Annotated in this window: 15 protein-coding genes; all 15 read right to left on the reverse strand. The window is 70.3% G+C overall.

Going from position 1 to position 18,016, the window contains the following annotated elements; all coding sequences use genetic code 11:
* Positions 1-2: 2 nt before the first annotated feature.
* Positions 3-1,604 carry an RsmB/NOP family class I SAM-dependent RNA methyltransferase gene (locus ASD43_RS11570; RefSeq protein ID WP_082539368.1) on the reverse strand — a complete coding sequence of 534 codons (1,602 nt, stop codon included), beginning with the start codon at positions 1,602-1,604 and terminating at the stop codon, positions 3-5.
* Complete coding sequence (gene fmt / locus ASD43_RS11575; RefSeq protein ID WP_056417568.1) at positions 1,601-2,521, reverse strand: methionyl-tRNA formyltransferase; 921 nt, start codon at positions 2,519-2,521, stop codon at positions 1,601-1,603. Before fmt ends, ASD43_RS11570 begins: the two co-directional genes overlap by 4 nt.
* A gap of 57 nt (positions 2,522-2,578) precedes the next feature.
* Positions 2,579-4,534, reverse strand: coding sequence for a hypothetical protein (locus ASD43_RS11580; protein ID WP_056417571.1), 1,956 nt, complete (start codon positions 4,532-4,534; stop codon positions 2,579-2,581).
* 28 nt (positions 4,535-4,562) lie between these two features.
* Positions 4,563-5,756, reverse strand: a complete 1,194-nt coding sequence (metK, locus tag ASD43_RS11585) for a methionine adenosyltransferase (protein WP_056417574.1) — start codon at positions 5,754-5,756, stop codon at positions 4,563-4,565.
* Between the two features lie 91 nt (positions 5,757-5,847).
* A complete protein-coding gene (rpoZ, locus tag ASD43_RS11590) occupies positions 5,848-6,105 on the reverse strand; it encodes a DNA-directed RNA polymerase subunit omega (protein WP_042536631.1) in 258 nt (85 codons plus the stop codon).
* Between the two features lie 108 nt (positions 6,106-6,213).
* Entirely contained in the window at positions 6,214-7,122 is a 909-nt protein-coding gene (gmk, locus tag ASD43_RS11595) for a guanylate kinase (RefSeq protein ID WP_056417577.1), read from the reverse strand.
* Complete coding sequence (pyrF, locus tag ASD43_RS11600) at positions 7,115-7,960, reverse strand: orotidine-5'-phosphate decarboxylase (protein WP_056417581.1); 846 nt, start codon at positions 7,958-7,960, stop codon at positions 7,115-7,117. The genes gmk and pyrF overlap by 8 nt, the downstream gene beginning before the upstream one ends.
* Complete coding sequence (gene carB / locus ASD43_RS11605) at positions 7,957-11,244, reverse strand: carbamoyl-phosphate synthase large subunit (RefSeq protein WP_056417584.1); 3,288 nt, start codon at positions 11,242-11,244, stop codon at positions 7,957-7,959. Before carB ends, pyrF begins: the two co-directional genes overlap by 4 nt.
* Positions 11,244-12,389 (reverse strand): glutamine-hydrolyzing carbamoyl-phosphate synthase small subunit, encoded by a 1,146-nt coding sequence (gene carA, locus ASD43_RS11610; RefSeq protein ID WP_056417587.1) that lies wholly within the window; start codon positions 12,387-12,389, stop codon positions 11,244-11,246. Before carA ends, carB begins: the two co-directional genes overlap by 1 nt.
* Positions 12,386-12,922 (reverse strand): PH-like domain-containing protein, encoded by a 537-nt coding sequence (locus tag ASD43_RS11615; protein WP_056417590.1) that lies wholly within the window; start codon positions 12,920-12,922, stop codon positions 12,386-12,388. Before ASD43_RS11615 ends, carA begins: the two co-directional genes overlap by 4 nt.
* Positions 12,919-14,223, reverse strand: coding sequence for a dihydroorotase (locus ASD43_RS11620; protein ID WP_056417593.1), 1,305 nt, complete (start codon positions 14,221-14,223; stop codon positions 12,919-12,921). Before ASD43_RS11620 ends, ASD43_RS11615 begins: the two co-directional genes overlap by 4 nt.
* On the reverse strand, positions 14,220-15,185 hold the full coding sequence (locus ASD43_RS11625) for an aspartate carbamoyltransferase catalytic subunit (protein ID WP_056417597.1): 966 nt from the start codon (positions 15,183-15,185) through the stop codon (positions 14,220-14,222). Before ASD43_RS11625 ends, ASD43_RS11620 begins: the two co-directional genes overlap by 4 nt.
* Positions 15,182-15,712 carry a bifunctional pyr operon transcriptional regulator/uracil phosphoribosyltransferase PyrR gene (gene pyrR / locus ASD43_RS11630; RefSeq protein WP_056417601.1) on the reverse strand — a complete coding sequence of 177 codons (531 nt, stop codon included), beginning with the start codon at positions 15,710-15,712 and terminating at the stop codon, positions 15,182-15,184. Before pyrR ends, ASD43_RS11625 begins: the two co-directional genes overlap by 4 nt.
* Before the next feature lie 69 nt (positions 15,713-15,781).
* Positions 15,782-16,372 (reverse strand): hypothetical protein, encoded by a 591-nt coding sequence (locus ASD43_RS11635; RefSeq protein WP_056417605.1) that lies wholly within the window; start codon positions 16,370-16,372, stop codon positions 15,782-15,784.
* Positions 16,369-17,946 (reverse strand): Rieske 2Fe-2S domain-containing protein, encoded by a 1,578-nt coding sequence (locus ASD43_RS11640; protein WP_056417608.1) that lies wholly within the window; start codon positions 17,944-17,946, stop codon positions 16,369-16,371. The genes ASD43_RS11635 and ASD43_RS11640 overlap by 4 nt, the downstream gene beginning before the upstream one ends.
* Positions 17,947-18,016 lie beyond the last annotated feature (70 nt).

An 18,016-nucleotide genomic window follows, 5' to 3' on the forward strand; every position in this document is an offset into this window, starting at 1 on the left:
CTCTAGTCTCCTTCGTCGGCGGGCGGGGTGTCTCGGAGTGCGGCCGTGTCACGGCGCAGCAGCGCCAGGAACATCGCATCGGTGCCGTGACGATGCGGCCAGAGCTGCACGCGGCCGGACCCGTCGTCGGCGAGGTCGATCGGCGCGTCCGCGACGTCGGCGACCACGGAGCGGGCGTCGAGTTCGGTGACGTCGCTGCGCCCGCGAAGCACCTCCTGCACCACGCCGGTCGTCTCGGCGAGGTGGGGCGAGCACGTGACGTAGGCGACGATCCCCCCGGGGGCGACGGCGTCGAGGGCGGAGCGGAGCAGCTCGACCTGCAGCGGCACGAGGTCGGCGACATCGGCCGGCGACTTGCGCCAGCGGGCTTCGGGCCGGCGTCGGAGTGCGCCGAGCCCGGTGCACGGGGCATCCACGAGGATGCGATCGAAGGCGCCCGGGTGCGTGGTCCCGAACGTGCGGCCGTCCTCCTCGTGCACGGTCACCTCGCCGGGAACGGCGCGCAGAGCGTTGCGGACGAGACGCGCCCGCGTGGGCACGACCTCGTTGGCCTCGAGCCGCACGTCGTGCTGCCGAGCGATCGCGGCCAGCAGCGCGGTCTTGCCGCCGGGACCCGCGCAGAGGTCGAGCCACCGCTCGCCGGGGACGATCGGTGCGGCACCGGCCAGCGCCAGCGCGACGAGCTGGGAGCCCTCGTCCTGCACGCGCACGGTGCCCCCGGATGCGGCGATCACCCGGTGCGGGTCGCCACCTGCCGATGCATAGGCCGTCGGGGCGTACGGGCGACGGGGTTCGCCCGGCTCGGCGAGTCCGGGAAGCGCGACCAGCGTGACCTCCGGCGAGGCGTTGTCGGCGTCGAGGAGCTCGTCGAGCTCGTCGACCCGTCCCTCCGCGGCGAGAGCCCGACGGAGTGCTCGGATGACCCAGACCGGATGCGCGGTGCGGAGTGCGAGCCTCTCGTCGTCCGACCGGGCGGACGCCTCGATCCGCTGCTCCCACTCCCCCGGTGTCTCACGCGAGATGCGTCGGAGCACCGCATTGGCGAAGCTGGATGCGCCACGGCCCTGGTGCGCGGCGACCAGGTTCACGGACTCGTTCACCGCGGCGTGCGACGCGACCCTGGTGGCGAGCAGCTGATGAGTCGCGAGTCGCAGCGCGTCGAGCACGGCAGGGTCGATCTCCTCCGCGGGACGATCCGCGGCCGCCGAGATGATCGCGTCGTAGGTGCCGCGTCGACGCAGCGTGCCGTACGCGAGTTCCGTGGCCAGTGCGGCGTCCTGAGGCGTGAGACCGGCGTCGGCGATCGTCGGCGGCAGAACCAGGTTGGCGTAGGCATCGGACTCGGACACGGCCCGCAGCACGTCGTAGGCGACGCGACGCGCGGGCTGGAACGTCCGCTGCGGCGCTGCCGAGCTGCCCCGAGCCGAGCCACCCCGAGCCGAGCCGTTCCGTGTCGAGCCGTTCCGCGCCGAACCGCCGCGTGCGTCGTCGCCCCGACCGGACCCGGAGCGGCCGGATCCACCGCGGCCACCGCGGCCGCCGCGGGTGCCGTCGGCGTCGGACTTCGCATCGCGTCGCGAGCGGTCGTCCCGCTGGCCGCTCATGCGCCCACCCGCAGATCCTCGGTGCCGCGCTGTCCGCGCCACCAGTCGACAGCGTTCATGGCTCCCTTGCCCGCAGGCTGCACCCGCGTCACCGCGAGCGGCTCCGAGGCGGTGCCGATCAGCAGCGCGGACTTCGTCGCGGCGATCTGTCCGGGCTCGAGCGCATCCGCGCCCACGGAGGGAGCGGCCTCGAGGATCTTCAGCCGCAGGCCGTCGACCGTGGTGTGCGCGCCCGGTTCGGGGGTCACGCCGCGGAAGCGGGCGAACACCCGCGACAGCGGCTGGGCCCAGTCGATCAGACCGTCGTCGAGAGTGAGCTTCGGGGCGAGAGTCGGCTCCCCCTGTTGAGGAACGGCGACGGCCGAGCCGTCGGCGATCGCCGCGACCACCTCGGCGGTGAGCGCCGCGCCGTCGATCGACAGCGCCTCGAGGGCGGCGTCCGCGGTCGCCTCCTCATCGACGTCGACGACGCGTGCGGCGAAGACGTCGCCGGCGTCGAGTGCAGGAACGAGCTGGAACACGCTGGCGCCGAGCTCAGGATCCCCCGCGATCAGCGCACGCTGCACCGGTGCGGCGCCCCGCCAGCTCGGCAGCAGCGAGAAGTGCAGGTTGATCCAGCCCTTCGCCGGCGTCGACAGCAGTGGCTCGCGCACGAGCCCGCCGTAGGCGACGATGACCCCGAGTTCGGCGTCGAGCTCGGCGATCGCCGCCGTGACGGCGTCGTCGAGCCTGGCAGCCGCGATCACCGGAAGACCGAGCTCGGCCGCGGCCTGCGCGACGGGCGACGGAGTGAGCACGCGCCTGCGCCCCAACGGCGCGTCGGGCCGCGTCACGACAGCCGCGATGTCGTGCTCGCCGGCGAGGCGGCGGAGGGTGGGGACGGCGGCCGACGGTGTGCCGGCGAAGACGAGTCGCATGAAGGTGCTCCGGAGGGATCCAGGTGGAGATCGGGTGAGTTCGAGGCGGTGTCGCGTTCAGAGCTCTGGGTCGAGGATATCGAGGCGAACCGAGAGCGCGCTCCGAGTGGACTTGCCCTTGCCCCGGCGCGCACTGACAGCTTCGGCGACCACGGCTGCGCGGAGGGTCGAGGCCACCCGCTGTCCTGCGCCGTAGTCGAAGCGGACCAGGGCGCGCACCCGCGGCGGGTAGTCGTCGGATTCGATCGGCACCGGTCCGAGCACCGCATCGGGCGGCAGAGCGAGATCGTGCAGAGACGCCAGGCCCCGGGCCACCGCGGCGACCGTCCCTTCGACCAGTGCCACCCGCGCGGCGGGGGGCATGTGCAGCGGTGCGCGCTCGGCGAGCTCGGCGCGGGCGAAGCCCGAGTGGTTCCAGGTCGCGAGCGCTCGGGCGATGCCGCCGTCGACGCCCACCAGGTGGATCGGAGCGCCGGGAGCCGCGAGGGCGGCCGCGTTCGACCACCACCGCAGACACGCCTCACCGATGCGCAGGTCCGGGGCCTGCAGCATCCGCGGCCCGTCGAGCAGCACCACGGCCCGGTATCCGCCCTCGGCCAGCGGTTCGGCTCCCCTCGTCGCGACCACGAGCGACGGCTTGTCGGCGACCTGTTCGACGGGGTGCGCGCTGTCGGCCACGATCACCCGGATGCCGGGGAACGCCTTGCCCAGTTCGTCGGCGGTGCGCTCACTGCCGGAGGATGCCAGACGCAGCTTCGTCGAGGAGCAGGCCGGGCACGCCCACGCACGAGCACCGCGACCGCACCACGCGCAGACGGGCACGGCCCCGCGGTGCGTGGCTCCCAGCGGTCCGCCGCAGTGCGCGCATCGGGCCGGTGCACGGCAGTCGGCGCACACCAGCGACGGCGAGAACCCCGGGCGCGACACCTGCACGAGCACGGGCCCGTCGGCTGCGGCGTTGCGCGCGGAGAGGAACGCCGACGATGGCATCCGCTGCGCTGTCGGTGCGTCCATCTCCTGCGGCGTGCTGAGCACCACGCGCGGGAGCACCCGCCGTGTCGCCCGGACATCGTGCAGGTACCCGTGTGCGACGAGCCTCTCCACATCGGTCGTGCGGGTGTGACCGGCGTACAACAGCGCGGAATCCTCCTGCTCCTGGCGCAGGAGCGCGGCATCGCGGGCGTTGATGTACGGGGCGAGCGGTTCGCCGAGCAGCGGATCGCCGTCGTCCCAGACCGCGACGAGACCTGCTTGCACCGGGGCGTACACGGCCGAGCGATTGCCCACCACGATGCACGGGGCGTCCTCGAGCGTGCGCAGGAAGGACCGGTAGCGGTCGGGGTTCGTCAATCGCGAATCGTGCCGCACCACCGCCTCTGCGGGAGCGAGCACCTCGAGCGCCGCGAGCAGGCGGTCGAGGTCGCGGTGGTCCGGCACCACCAGCACACTCGATCGGCCCGCCGCGAGAGTGTGCACCGCCGCCGCCGCGAGCAGCGCGGCCCAGCCCTGCACCCCCTCACGGGAGACGGGCACCGCTTCGACCGCCGCCCGCGTGCCGTCGTCGAGGACCGCGGCCAGTCCGTCGTACTCGTCGACGACCCGGGCGGCCGCGGCCCGCTGCTCGTCTGCGGGGACCGGGGCCGGAGCGTCCGCCGTCCAGGCCTTCTCGACGCGCACCTGGCGCTTGGGGATCACGAGTCGCAGCACGTCGGAGGCGGAACCCGCCGCGCGGTCCGCCGCGCGCCGCGCGAGCCGGTAGAGGCGCGCGGGCAGCACCGACACCGTCGACACGACGCTGTCGACCTCCGACAGAGGACGGTCGGCGTCGTCTTCGGTGTCGAGTTCGACGATGTACCCGTCGACGACACGACCCGCGGTGCGCAGCGGCACACGCACCCGTACGCCGAGCGGAACCTCACCCAGGGCGGCGGGCAGAGCGTAGTCGAACAGTCGATCGAGCTGCGGGAGCGGGGAGTCCAGGAGCACGCGCGCGATGCGCCGGCTCTCGGTCATGAGCGCGGGGGTGCCATCGGGCCGTCCCTCAGAGGCCCGCGGCGCGACGAAGCTCCTCGGCGCGGTCGGTGCGCTCCCATGTGAAGTCGGGGAGGTCGCGACCGAAGTGACCGTACGCCGCCGTCTGCGCGTAGATCGGGCGCAGCAGGTCGAGCTGATCGATGATCGCCTGGGGTCGGAGGTCGAACACCTCGTCGATCGCACGGGTGATGACCTCGTCCGACACCTTTCCGGTGCCGAAGGTCTCGACGTACAGGCCCACGGGTCGGGCGACGCCGATGGCATAGGCCACCTGCACCTCGAGCCGGTCCGCGAGTCCCGCGGCGACCGCGTTCTTGGCGACCCACCGCGTCGCGTAGGCGCCGGAACGGTCGACCTTCGACGGATCCTTGCCGCTGAACGCCCCACCGCCGTGACGGGCGGCGCCGCCGTAGGTGTCGATGATGATCTTGCGTCCGGTGAGACCGGCGTCGCCCTTCGGGCCGCCGGTCACGAACGGGCCGGCGGGGTTGATGTAGTAGGTGACGTCGTCGAGGTCGAGCCCCGTCGTCGCGAGGATCGGGTCGATGACGTGCTCACGGACCTGGGCCTTGATCTCGTCCTGCGAGATGTCGGGGTGATGCTGCGTCGAGAGCACCACCGCGTCGACGGTCTTCGGGGTGAAGCCCTCGTATCCGAGGGTGACCTGCGTCTTGCCGTCGGGGCGCAGGAATCCGAGCGCACCCGAGCGACGCACCTCGGCGAGCCGCTCGGCGATGCGGTGCGCGGTCCAGGCGGCCATCGGCATCAGCTGAGGCGTCTCGTTGGTGGCGAACCCGAACATGATGCCCTGATCGCCGGCGCCCAGTCCGTCGAGCGGATCGACGGACGAGCCGTCGCGGTGCTCCTGCGCGCTGTCGACCCCATGGGCGATGTCGGTGGACTGCTCGCCCACCGAGATGCTCACCCCGCACGAATCCCCGTCGAATCCGGTGTCGCTCGAGGTGTAGCCGATGCGGTTGACGACCTGACGGACGATCGTCGGGATGTCGACGTAGGCCTCAGTCCGGATCTCGCCGGCGACGTGCACGAGCCCCGTGGTGACGAGGGTCTCGACGGCGACGCGGGAACCGGGATCCTTCGCGAGGAGGCCGTCGAGGATGCTGTCCGAGATCTGGTCGCAGATCTTGTCGGGGTGCCCCTCGGTGACGGACTCGGACGTGAACAGACGCAGCGCGCTCATCGGGGCTCCAGAACGGATCGGGCAGACGGGAGGGGGTGATCCCATGATGGACCGCACCGCCGACATCGGTCGGCGGTGCGGTCATCGGACGTCACTCGGCGTGACGGAGGCGCAGCTTGTCTTCGTTGATCTCGTGCAGGGCGATCGTGAGCGGCTTGTCCTCGACCGACGAGTCGACCAGCGGGCCGACGTTGTCGAACAGGTTGCCCTCGTGGAGGTCGGAGTAGTAGTCGTTGATCTGGCGCGCGCGCTTGGCGGCGTAGATCACGAGCTCGTACTTCGAGTCGACGCGGTCGAGCAGGTTGTCGATGGGGGGATCGATGATGCCGTTGGTGTGGTGTCCGGCCATGGTGGGACCTCCTGATCAGGCGACGGGATCGTCGCGAAGACGGTGCAGCGGGCGCGCGACCCTTCGACGGGCTCAGGGACCGGATGTGGAAAGATCCCCGAAATCGTGTCAGCGCGCAGAGCTCAGAGACAATTCTACGACCTCGGCGGCGGCAGCGGCGACGTCCTCGTTCACGATGAGGTGGTCGAACTCGTTCTGGGCGGCCAGTTCGACCTTCGCCGTGCGCAGTCGACGCGCCCGTTCCTCGGCGCCCTCGGTGCCGCGACCGACCAGTCGCTGCACGAGTTCGTCCCAGGTCGGCGGCAGCAGGAAGATGAGCGTGGCGGCCGGTTCGGCGCGGCGGACCTGGCGTGCGCCCTGCAGATCGATCTCGAGCAGCACCGTCCTGCCCTCGGCCAGAGCGGCGTCGATGGGTGCACGCGGCGTGCCGTAGCGCGACCGGTTGTGCACCACCGCGTACTCGAGCAGCTCGTCCTGCTCGATCAGCCGATCGAACTCGGCGTCGTCCACGAAGTAGTAGTGCACGCCGTCGACCTCACCAGGGCGCGGCGCTCTCGTCGTGGCCGAGACGGAGAGGTGGATCTCGGGGTTGTGCTCGCGGATGTGGGCCGCGACCGTGCCCTTGCCGACCGCGGTGGGGCCGGCGAGCACGAGCAGCCGGCTGCGCGCGCCCCGGGGCTCCGTCACGGGGAAGCGCGTGTCGAGCCATCCGGACAGCGCGGCGCGCTGACGAACGCCGAGGCCGCCGAGGCGCTTGACCGACGAGATGTGCAGCTCGTCGAGGATGCGGTCGCGCTTTCCCGCGCCGATCGCCGGGAGGGCGAGCAGGAAGTCGGTGATCCGCAGCGAGCCCTCGACGGAGTCCGGATCCGCCGTCGCCCGCCGCAGCACGGTCTGCGGGGTGACGACCCGCGTGGTCAGGTCGCGCTTGAGCGACGCACGGGCGCGTCGTCGCTCGACCGCTTTGCGCGCGGCCGCCGCGCGGTCGACCTCGGGAACCGGACGAGACTCAGCCACAGCCGACCTCCCTGTACTCTGCGACGCGCGCGTCGATGGCTGCGGCGAGGCCCGTTGGCCCGGCCGAGAGGATGCTGCGGCTCTCGCTCGCGAGGACCGCGTCGCTCATGGACCCGAACCGGCGGTGCAGATCGGACGGCGTCGCCCCCTGCGTGCCGAAGCCCGGAGCGAGGATGGGCGCGATCGGGGCGAACGCCGCGATGCCGGCATCCGTCCAATCCACCGTGGCCCCGATCACGAAGCCGAAGCTGCCCCACTCCCCCGCGCCGATGTGCTCGGCGTTGCGGGCGGAGACGACCGAGACGATGTCGGCGGACACCGCTCGTCCCGTCTCCGAGACGGAGCGCTGCAGCGCCTCCGCCTCGGGATTGCTCGTCGCGGCGAGCACGAACAGGCCCTTTCCGTGCTGCTGCGCGAGCGAGAAGGCGCCGTCGAGGGCACCGACCCCGAGGAACGGATTGACCGTGAGGGCATCCGCTTCGAGAGGTGAGCCCGGCGTCAGCCAGGCTTCGGCGTACGCGTCCATCGTCGAGCCGATGTCGCCGCGCTTCGCATCGGCGATCACGACCAGTCCCGCCGCACGTGCGGCGGCCAGCACCTCTTCGAGCGCGGCGAAGCCCGACGAGCCGAAGCGCTCGAAGAACGACACCTGCGGCTTGACGACACCGACGCGGCCGGCCGCCGCCTCGACGGTCCTCAGCCCGAACTCCCGCGCGCCGGAGGCGTCGTCGGCGAGGCCCCACGCCGCGAGGAGCGCTGCATGGGGGTCGATGCCCACACACAGCGGTCCCCGCTCGGCGAGGGTCGTGCGGATGCGTTCGCCGAAGCGGATGCTCACACCGCGGCCTTCCGGTCGAGGGCGTACTCCTGCAGGCTCTTGACCTGGAAGCCCTCGTGCGCCGCGTCCATGCCGCTCACCGCGGCACCGAGCACGGCCATCGTGGTGAACAGCGCCTTGTCCGCCGCGACCGCCGCGGCCCTGATCTCGTACCCGTCGGCCCGTGCCGCACCGCCCGAGGGGGTGTTCACGACGATGTCGATCGAGCCGTCGTTGATCAGGTCGACGATGTTGGTCGCCCCCGACTCCTGGGTCTCGCTGTACTTCTCCACCACGGTCACGGCGATGCCGTTGCGCGAGAGGATCTCGGCGGTGCCCTCGGTGGCCACGATCGTGAACCCGAGCTGCTGCAGGCGGTGCGCCGGCAGGATCACCGCGCGCTTGTCGGAGTCGGCGACCGAGATGAACACGGTCCCGGAGGTCGGCATGCCGCCGTACGCGGCGGCCTGGCTCTTGGCGAACGCGGTCGGGAAGTCGCGGTCGATGCCCATGACCTCACCCGTCGAGCGCATCTCCGGGCCGAGGATGGAGTCGACCGTCTTGCCGTCGGCGGTGCGGAACCGCTTGAACGGCAGTACGGCCTCCTTGACGGAGACCGGCGCGTCGAGCGGCACCCGCGAGCCGTCCTGCGCGGGCAGCATGCCCTCGGCGCGCAGCTCCGCGATGGTCGATCCGGCCATCACGCGGCTCGCGGCCTTGGCCATCGGGATGCCGAGCGCCTTGGAGACGAACGGCACCGTGCGGCTGGCGCGCGGGTTGGCCTCGATGACGTAGAGCACGCCGGCGCTGATCGCGAACTGCACGTTCAGCAGGCCGCGCACGCCGACGCCCTCGGCGATCGCCAGCGTGGCCTCCCGGACGCGGTCGACGTCGGTGCGACCGAGCGACACCGGCGGCAGCGTGCAGCTGGAGTCGCCGGAGTGGATGCCCGCCTCTTCGAGGTGCTCCATGACTCCGCCGATGAACAGATCGGTGCCGTCGTAGAGAGCGTCGACGTCGAGCTCGATCGCATCATCGAGGAAGCGGTCGACCAGGAGCGGCTTGCCCTCCTCGATGACTACCTCGTCGGCGGTGCGCACGAAGTAGTCGCGCAGCGACGCCGTGTCGTAGACGATCTCCATGCCGCGACCGCCGAGCACGAAGCTCGGGCGCACGAGCACCGGGTAGCCGATCTCCTCGGCGACCGCGACCGCGCCGTCGGCGTCGACGGCGGTGCCGTGACGCGGAGCGATGAGGCCCGCCGAATCGAGCAGCTGCGAGAAGAGCTCCCGCTCCTCCGCGATGTCGATCGCCGCGGGGCTGGTGCCGAGCACCGTGTAGCCGGCGGCCTCGATGCCCTTCGCGAGTCCGAGCGGGGTCTGGCCGCCGAGCTGGCAGACGACGCCGAGGATGGTGCCGCTGGCGGCTTCCGCGTCCAGCACCTCGAGCACGTCCTCCAGCGTGAGCGGCTCGAAGTAGAGGCGATCGGAGGTGTCGTAGTCCGTCGAGACGGTCTCGGGGTTGCAGTTGACCATGACGGTCTCGAACCCGGCATCCGACAGCGCGAACGAGGCGTGCACGCACGAGTAGTCGAACTCGACGCCCTGGCCGATGCGGTTCGGACCCGACCCGATGATCACCACCTTCGTGCGCTCCGAGGGCGCCACCTCGGTCTCGAAATCGTAGCTCGAGTAGTGATACGGGGTGAGAGCCGGGAACTCGCCCGCACATGTGTCGACCGTCTTGTACACGGGCCGGATGCCGAATCCGTGGCGGACGCCGCGGATCTCGGCCTCGTCGTCGCCGCGCAGCTGCGCGATCTGCGCGTCGGAGAAGCCGTGCTCCTTGGCGTACCGCAGGGTGGCGGCGTCGAGCTCCGGGGCCGTGCGGACGATCTCCGCGACCTCGTTGATGAGCACGATCTGGTCGATGAACCACGGGTCGATCGCCGTGGCGTCGAAGGCCTGCTCGATCGTCGCGCCCTTGCGCAGCGCCTGCTGCAGAGTGACGATGCGCCCGTCGGTCGGCACCTTCGAGATCTCGAGCAGCTGCTCGACCGAACGCTCCTCGACGCCCCAGTGGAAGCTGGATCCGCGCTTCTCGAGCGAGCGGAGCGCCTTCTGCAGCGCGGTCGCGTAGTTGCGTCCGATCGCCATGGCCTCGCCGACCGACTTCATGGTCGTGGTGAGCGTGGCGTCGGCGGCGGGGAACTTCTCGAACGCGAACCGGGGCACCTTGACCACGACGTAGTCGAGCGTCGGCTCGAAGCTCGCCGGAGTCACACCCGTGATGTCGTTGGGGATCTCGTCGAGCCGGTAGCCGAGGGCGAGCTTCGCCGCGAGCTTCGCGATCGGGAATCCGGTCGCCTTCGAGGCCAGCGCGCTGGAGCGCGAGACGCGCGGGTTCATCTCGATGACGATGATGCGCCCGTTGCTGGGGTCGACCGCGAACTGGATGTTGCAGCCGCCCGTGTCCACGCCCACCGCGCGGATGATGTCGATGCCGATGTCGCGCATGTTCTGGTACTCGCGGTCGGTGAGGGTGAGCGCGGGCGCCACCGTGATCGAGTCGCCGGTGTGGACGCCCACGGGATCGACGTTCTCGATCGAGCAGACGACGACCGTGTTGTCGGCGGTGTCGCGCATGAGCTCGAGCTCGTACTCCTTCCAGCCGAGGATGGACTCCTCCAGGAGCACCTCGGTGGTCGGGGAATCGCGCAGACCCGCTCCACCGATGCGACGGAGGTCCTGCTCGTCGTAGGCGAACCCGGAGCCGAGACCGCCCATGGTGAACGAGGGGCGGACGACGAGCGGGTAGCCCAGCTCGGCGGCACCCTCGAGCAGGTCGTCCATCGTGTGCGCGATGATGCTGCGCGCCACGTCGGCGCCGGCATCCAGCACCAGCTGCTTGAAGACCTGACGGTCCTCGCCCTTGTTGATCGCCTCGAAGCTCGCACCGATCAGCTCGACGTCGTACTTCTCGAGGATGCCGTGGTTGTGCAGCTCGATCGCGGCGTTCAGGGCGGTCTGACCGCCGAGGGTCGGCAGGATCGCGTCCGGACGCTCCTTGGCGATGATGGTCTCGATGACCTGCCAGGTGATCGGCTCGATGTAGGTCGCGTCGGCGAAGTCCGGATCGGTCATGATCGTGGCGGGGTTGGAGTTGACCAGGATGACCCTGACCCCCTCCTCGCGGAGGACGCGGCACGCCTGGGTGCCGGAGTAGTCGAACTCGCAGGCCTGACCGATGACGATCGGGCCGGAGCCGATGACGAGAACGGAGTTGATGTCGTCGCGCTTGGGCATTACTTGGCGTCCTTCTGGGTGTCGACGACCATGTCGCGGAATCGGTCGAAGAGGTAGTTGGCGTCGTGGGGGCCTGCGGCCGCCTCCGGGTGGTACTGCACGGAGAACGCGGGGATGTCGAGCGCGCGGAGGCCCTCGACGACGCGGTCGTTCAGACCGATGTGGCTGACCTCGACCTTGCCGTAGCCGTTCGGGCTGTCGAAGGAGCCCTCCAGCGGGGCGTCGACGGCGAAGCCGTGGTTGTGCGCGGTGATCTCGACCCGCCCCGTCGACTTGTCGAGCACGGGCTGGTTGATGCCGCGGTGACCGAACGGCAGCTTGTACGTGCCGAGGCCGAGTGCGCGGCCGAGCAGCTGGTTGCCGAAGCAGATCCCGAAGAACGGCAGCCCGTCGTCGAGCACCGCACGCAGCAGTTCGACGTGGTCGCCCGAGGCCGCGGGGTCTCCGGGGCCGTTGGAGTAGAACACCGCGACGGGGTCGATCGCGCGGATGCCGTCGATCGTGACGTCCTGCGGAAGCACGTGCACCTCGAACCCACGGGCGGCGAGGTTGTCGATCGTCGCCTGCTTGACGCCGAGGTCGAGGACGGCGAGGTTGCCGACCTTCTCGCCCACCGCCGGCGTCACCTCCGCGGTCTCCACCGAGACCTCGGCCGAGAGATTGCGGCCGGCCATCTGCGGCGCCTCGCGGACGATGCGCAGCTGCTCGTCGGCGTCGGTCTTCGCCGCGTCTCCCGAGAAGATGCCCCCGCGCATGGAACCCGCGGCGCGGATGTGGCGGGTGACCGACCTGGTGTCGATGCCGCTGATGCCGACGATCGCGTCCTGCACGAGGACCTCGTCGAGCGACGCGTTCGCGCGCCAGTTCGACACCACGCGCGAGGGATCGCGCACGATGTATCCGGCGACCCAGATGCGCCGGGACTCGGTGTCCTCGTCGTTCATGCCGGTGTTGCCGATGTGGGGTGCCGTCTGCAGCACGATCTGGCCGGCGTACGAGGGGTCGGTGAGCGTCTCCTGGTAACCGGACATGCCGGTGGCGAAGACGACCTCGCCCAGCGTCGTTCCGAGCGCGCCGTAAGCGCGACCGACGTGGCGGGTCCCGTCTTCGAGGACGAGGACGGCGGGTTCGGGGAGGGCTGTCATGACGTTGCTCCTGTGTCGTGGGCGGCGGTGTCGTCCGTGGTGCCCGAGGCGGGGACGAGTCGCTGCAGTTCTGCGATGAAGTTCTGGGCATCCCCGTCGGTGAGACGGAGGTAGGAATCGACGGGTGTGCCGTCGTCGGCGGTCCACGAGACCCGCACCAGGCCCCCGGGCTCGACCACACGGTCGATCGTGACGGTCGCCCGATCGACCCCGATGAGGCGTGCGGCCCCGAGGAAGACCGTCGGCGCTCCGTCGAGGCAGAGGGCCAGCCCGCGGTCGGTGATCGCGGCCTCACCCCGCGCCCGGTAGGTCAGGGGGCGGATGGCCAGTCTCTCCAGCGGCTGCTCGTGCCGGGTCGTCGAGACGTACAGCACCTCGCGCCGGTCGAGGACCTCCGCGTGCTCGGGAACCCCGAGCGGCGCCGCGAGACCCGAATCGCGTCGGAGTCGTCGCCGCCACGCGAAGAACATCGCGGCGAGGACGAAGACGGCCAGCCCGATCATGATCGCGATGGCGAGATCCCTGGGGATCATGCGCGCAGCTCCTCGACCACGGTGCCGCCGTCGACGGTCAGCAGTCCGCCGTGCACGGTGTACTCGACGCGACCGGGCAGGTCGCGCCCGAGGTACGGCGAGTTCACGCTGCGGCCGTGGAGGTCGGACTCGGTGAAGACGCCGGCGACCGACGCGTCGTACAGCGCGATGTGAGCGGGAGCGCCGACCTCGAGGGGCGTCCCGTGCCCGGAGAGGCTGCCGATGCGCGCCGGGGCGGCGCTCATCACGCGCGCCACGTCTTCCCAGCCGATCAGACCGGTCTGGACCATCGACTGGTGCACGACGCGCAGGGCGCTCTCGAGGCCGACCATGCCGTTCGCCGCCGCCTGCCACTCGCACGCCTTGCTCTCGCTGGGGTGCGGTGCGTGGTCCGTCGCGACGATGTCGATCGTGCCGTCGGCGAGTCCCTCGCGCACGGCGAGCACGTCCTCCTCGCGGCGCAGCGGCGGGTTCACCTTGTAGCGCGCGTCGTAGCCGCGCACCAGCTCGTCGGTCAGCAGCAGGTGGTGCGGTGTGACCTCGGCGGTGACGTCGATGCCGCGCTTCTTGGCCCAGCGGATGATGTCCACCGACCCCGCGGTCGACAGGTGGCAGACGTGCAGACGTGAGCCGACGTGCTCCGCCAGCAGCACGTCGCGGGCGATGATCGACTCCTCGGCCACCGCCGGCCATCCGGCCAGACCCAGCTCGGCCGACACGGTGCCCTCGTTCATCTGGGCGCCCTCGGTGAGTCGGGGATCCTGCGCGTGCTGTGCGATGACCCCGCCGAACGACTTCACGTACTCCAGCGCGCGACGCATGATGAGGGGATCGAACACGCAGAACCCGTCATCGCTGAACACCCGTACCCGGGCGCGGGAGGTGGCCATGGCTCCGAGCTCGGCGAGCCGTTCGCCCTTCTGCCCCACGGTCACGGCGCCGATCGGCTGGACCGTGGCATAGCCCGCGGCCTCGCCGAGGGCGAGCTCCTGCTCGACCACGCCGGCGGTGTCGGCGACCGGCGAGGTGTTGGGCATCGCGAACACCGCGGTGAATCCGCCTGACGCGGCGGCGCGAGTGCCGGTGAGGATCGTCTCGGACGCCTCGTATCCGGGCTCGCGCAGATGCGTGTGCAGGTCGACCAGGCCAGGAAGTGCGACGAGCCCGGCGGCGTCGAGGACCCGGGCGCCGGAACGCGAGAGTCCGGTGCCGATCTCGGCGATCACACCGTTCTCGACGATGATGTCGGCGCTCTCCGCGCCGAGAAGCCGTGCGCCGGTGATGACGAGGGTCTCGTTCACTGGTCTCCCCCTCGTTCGTCGTCTCGTTCTCCTGCCAGAAGCAGGTACAGCACCGCCATCCGGACGGACACCCCGTTCGTCACCTGTTCGAGCACGGTGGACCGTGGCGAATCGGCGGCTTCCGAGGAGATCTCCAACCCGCGGTTCATGGGTCCGGGGTGCATCACAATGCTACCGTCCGGCAGACCGGCCACTCGCCGTGCGTCGAGACCCCATCGCCGGGAATACTCCCGCTCAGTCGGGAAATACGCGGCGTTCATCCGCTCGAGCTGGATGCGCAGCATCATGACCGCATCCGGCGACTCGGCGAGGGCCTCGTCGAGGTCGTAGACGACCTTCGCGGGCCACAGCGACACGTTCTGCGGCACGAGCGTGGGAGGAGAGACCAGAGTGACCTCCGCGCCGAGGGTGGCGAGCAGCCAGACGTTCGAGCGGGCGACACGGGAGTGCAGCACATCGCCGACGATCACGACACGGACGCCGCGAAGGTCGCGCCCCCGGCTCTCCGCGCCGAAGCGGCGCTTGCGGATCGTGAAGGCATCCAGCAGGGCCTGGGTCGGATGCTCGTGCGTGCCGTCCCCCGCGTTGACGACTCCGGCCGAGATCCAGCCGCTCGTGGCTAGGGTCTGCGGAGCGCCGGAGGCGGGGTGGCGGATGACGACGGCGTCGGCCCCCATCGCCTGCAGGGTCTGGGCGGTGTCCTTCAGGCTCTCGCCCTTGGAGACGCTCGATCCCTTGGCGGCGAAGTTGATCACATCGGCCGAGAGGCGCTTGGCGGCGGCTTCGAAGGAGATGCGCGTGCGGGTGGAGTCCTCGAAGAAGAGGTTCACGACGGTCTTGCCGCGCAGGGTCGGCAGCTTCTTGACTTCGCGGGACTGCGTGTCCGACATGTCCTCGGCGACGTCGAGGATGCGCAGTGCCGTCGCGCGGTCGAGGGTGCGGGTGTCGAGCAGGTGTCTCATGCCTCGATCGTCACCCCCTCGGTCCCGTCGTCCTCGGCGAGGCGCACGTTGACGCGCTCCTGACGGGACGAGGGGATGTTCTTGCCGACGAAGTCCGGACGGATCGGCAGCTCGCGGTGTCCTCGGTCGACGAGGATGGCCAGGCGCACCGCGGCGGGGCGTCCGATGGACTGCAGTGCGTCGAGGGCCGCGCGGATGCTGCGGCCCGAGAACAGCACGTCGTCCACCAGGACCACGGTCCTGCCGTCGATGCCGCCTGCGGGGATCGCGGTCGGGCGCGGCGATCGGGTGGGCTGCGATGCGAGGTCGTCGCGGAACAGCGTCACATCCAGCGCGCCGACCGGAACGGTCGTGTGTGCGATCTCACCGATGGCGGCGGCCAGGCGATGGGCGAGCGTGACGCCGCGGGTCGGAATGCCCAGCAGGACGAGGTTCTCAGCCCCTCGGTTCGATTCGAGGATCTCGTGCGCGATGCGGGTCAGAGCCCGCGAGATATCGGCTTCGTGCAAGACGGTGCGTGCACTCATCAGCCGCTCCCTTCTCCGCCTCACAGGACGGTGTTAAAGGTTGCTTGATGCCCCCAGTCTAGCGTGACCTCAGCGCCACCCCAGCACGTCGCGGACGACCGCCTGCGAGGCCGGCGATCCGTCGTCGGGAAGCGCGCGCAGGGACTCGTGGGAGAGCATGGCGCCCTCTGCCCCCGCCGCGGCGGTGATGCCCTCGAGCGCTCTCGCGATGCGCGGACCCGCCGCCCACGAGTAGTCCGAGTCACCGCGGCGCGAGGCGTGCGGGAAAACCACGAGCTCGGCCACTCCCTTGGCGACATGACGCGAGGCGACGATCACCAGTGTCGGCGGGATGACGTGGTGCAGCGCCCGCGGCAGCGGGATCGGCAGGTCGTCGAGGAACAGGCTCCTCCAGATGCCGCGGCGCGAGCCCTCTTCGTCACCGATCTCCAGAGCCGCCGCGCTCCACTCCGACCCCTGAGAATCGAGCGTGTCAGCGAACCCGTCGGCGCGACGCTCGAATCCTTCGGCCTCCAGGAACTCGGCGGCTATGGACACGAGCCGGGAGGCGTCCGAGCGGACGATCCAGCGCGCTCCGCGCAGAGTGCCCCGCCGACCCAGCCGCGAGGTGCGCGCGCGACGCCCGGAGCCGTCGCGGTGTGCGGTGCGCACCACCGTCACCCGGCCTCGCTGAGCACGGCGTCGGTGACCTCGTCGATCTTGGTGGAGCGGATCGGGTGCCCGCTGGTCGACAGGCAGCGACCGGTCTTCAGGTCCCACTTCCAGTCGTGCATGCTGCAGGTGAGGATCCCGTCGTCGTCGACCTTGCCGGTCTTCGTCAGGTCCGCACGCAGATGCGGACACCGGCGCTGCACGACCCAATCGCCGATCTCGGCGTCCTCGGTCTGGTCGGTCTGCTCCTGGTACCAGTTCTCGACGTACTCGATGCGGTCGACCGAGAGGCACTTGAGGAACGTCGTGAGGAACTCGTTGAACTTGCCGCTGCGCCCGACCTGGAACTGCATCGACAGGAAGATCGAATTCGACCAGTCGATCTCGTGGTCGCGGATGTTGGTCGACACGAGATCGGCGGGGATCGTGTACCAGTAGATGCACTCCTCGCCCGCGTACTCACGGACCTTGGCCCGGGGGAAGTCGACGACCATGTCGAGCTCGCCGATCCGGAACCGTACGGCGCCGCCGACGCCGAGACGGATGGTGCGCGACTTCTTCAGCAGCGGCTCCCACCAGCCCTTGAGCGCCTCGAGCATCTCGGCCGGCGGGATGATCTCGGCTCGCGAGGCCTCCTCGTCGCGGATCTCCTGCTGACGGGTCGCGCGCTGCTCCTCGAGGTAGTCCCACTTCTCGTCGAAGATGTGCGAGAGCTCCTGGTCGGTGTACAGCGTCTGCTCGGTCGCGACCTCTCCCCCGGCGACGGTGACCACCGTGCCCGGCACGAACAGGTGGCCGTCGTACTGGGGCGACAGCTCCTTCATGTGCGCGAGGAACTGCTTCTGGTCGGTGAAGATCGACTCTCCGTTGCGCCCGAGGCCGTTGAAGTCGAAGAGGTCGTCGCGGAGGAACATCGGGGGTCCCGCCATCGGGAACACGTGCGGGGCGTCGACCTTGTCGATGTAGTACATGGCGCGCTTGTTCTGCGCATCGCGCTTGAGCTTCGCGAAGTTCTGCTTCGCGTCGAGCGGCAGGTCGTAGACCATCGGCCACCAGATGGCGCCCGAGACCTGGGTGAAGTATGCGTCGGGCTTGCCGAAGTGCAGCAGGGTGTCGAGGTCGAGCGGGTGCGAGTCGTTCTGATTGAGCACAGACCCCGTCCCGTCGTCGACGCTGAGCGACGAGTCGCCGATCGGGCCGTCGCTCGGGGCGCGCAGCGGGGTGATCATGATCTTCAGGTCGCCGCGCTCGATGATCTGCCCGGCCGGGGCATGCGTGATGTTCGTGTAGCCGAGCGCCCTGATGTCCTGCTCGAGATCATCGATCGGGTACTCGGGAAGCAGCACCTCGATGTCCTTGCGGATGTAGCGCTCGAGCAGCGCAGGGTCGAAGTGGTCGCGGTGCCGGTGCGAGATGTAGAGGAAGTCCGCGTCACGGCCGAACCGCTCCCAGTCGAGGCCGCGATTGTCGGGGAAGGGGAACCAGGAGCCGAAGAACGAGGGGCCGAGGACCGGGTCGCAGATGATGTTCCCGCCGACCGTCTCGATGAACATCCCGGCGTGGCCGAGTCCCGTGATCCGCATGCATTCCTCCTGAAGTCAGACGTTCGATTCTACCGGCGGGGTCCTGGGCGGACGCGGTGACCCGGCCGGG

This window comes from Microbacterium sp. Root553 (assembly GCF_001426995.1).
Taxonomy (GTDB): Bacteria; Actinomycetota; Actinomycetes; order Actinomycetales; family Microbacteriaceae; genus Microbacterium.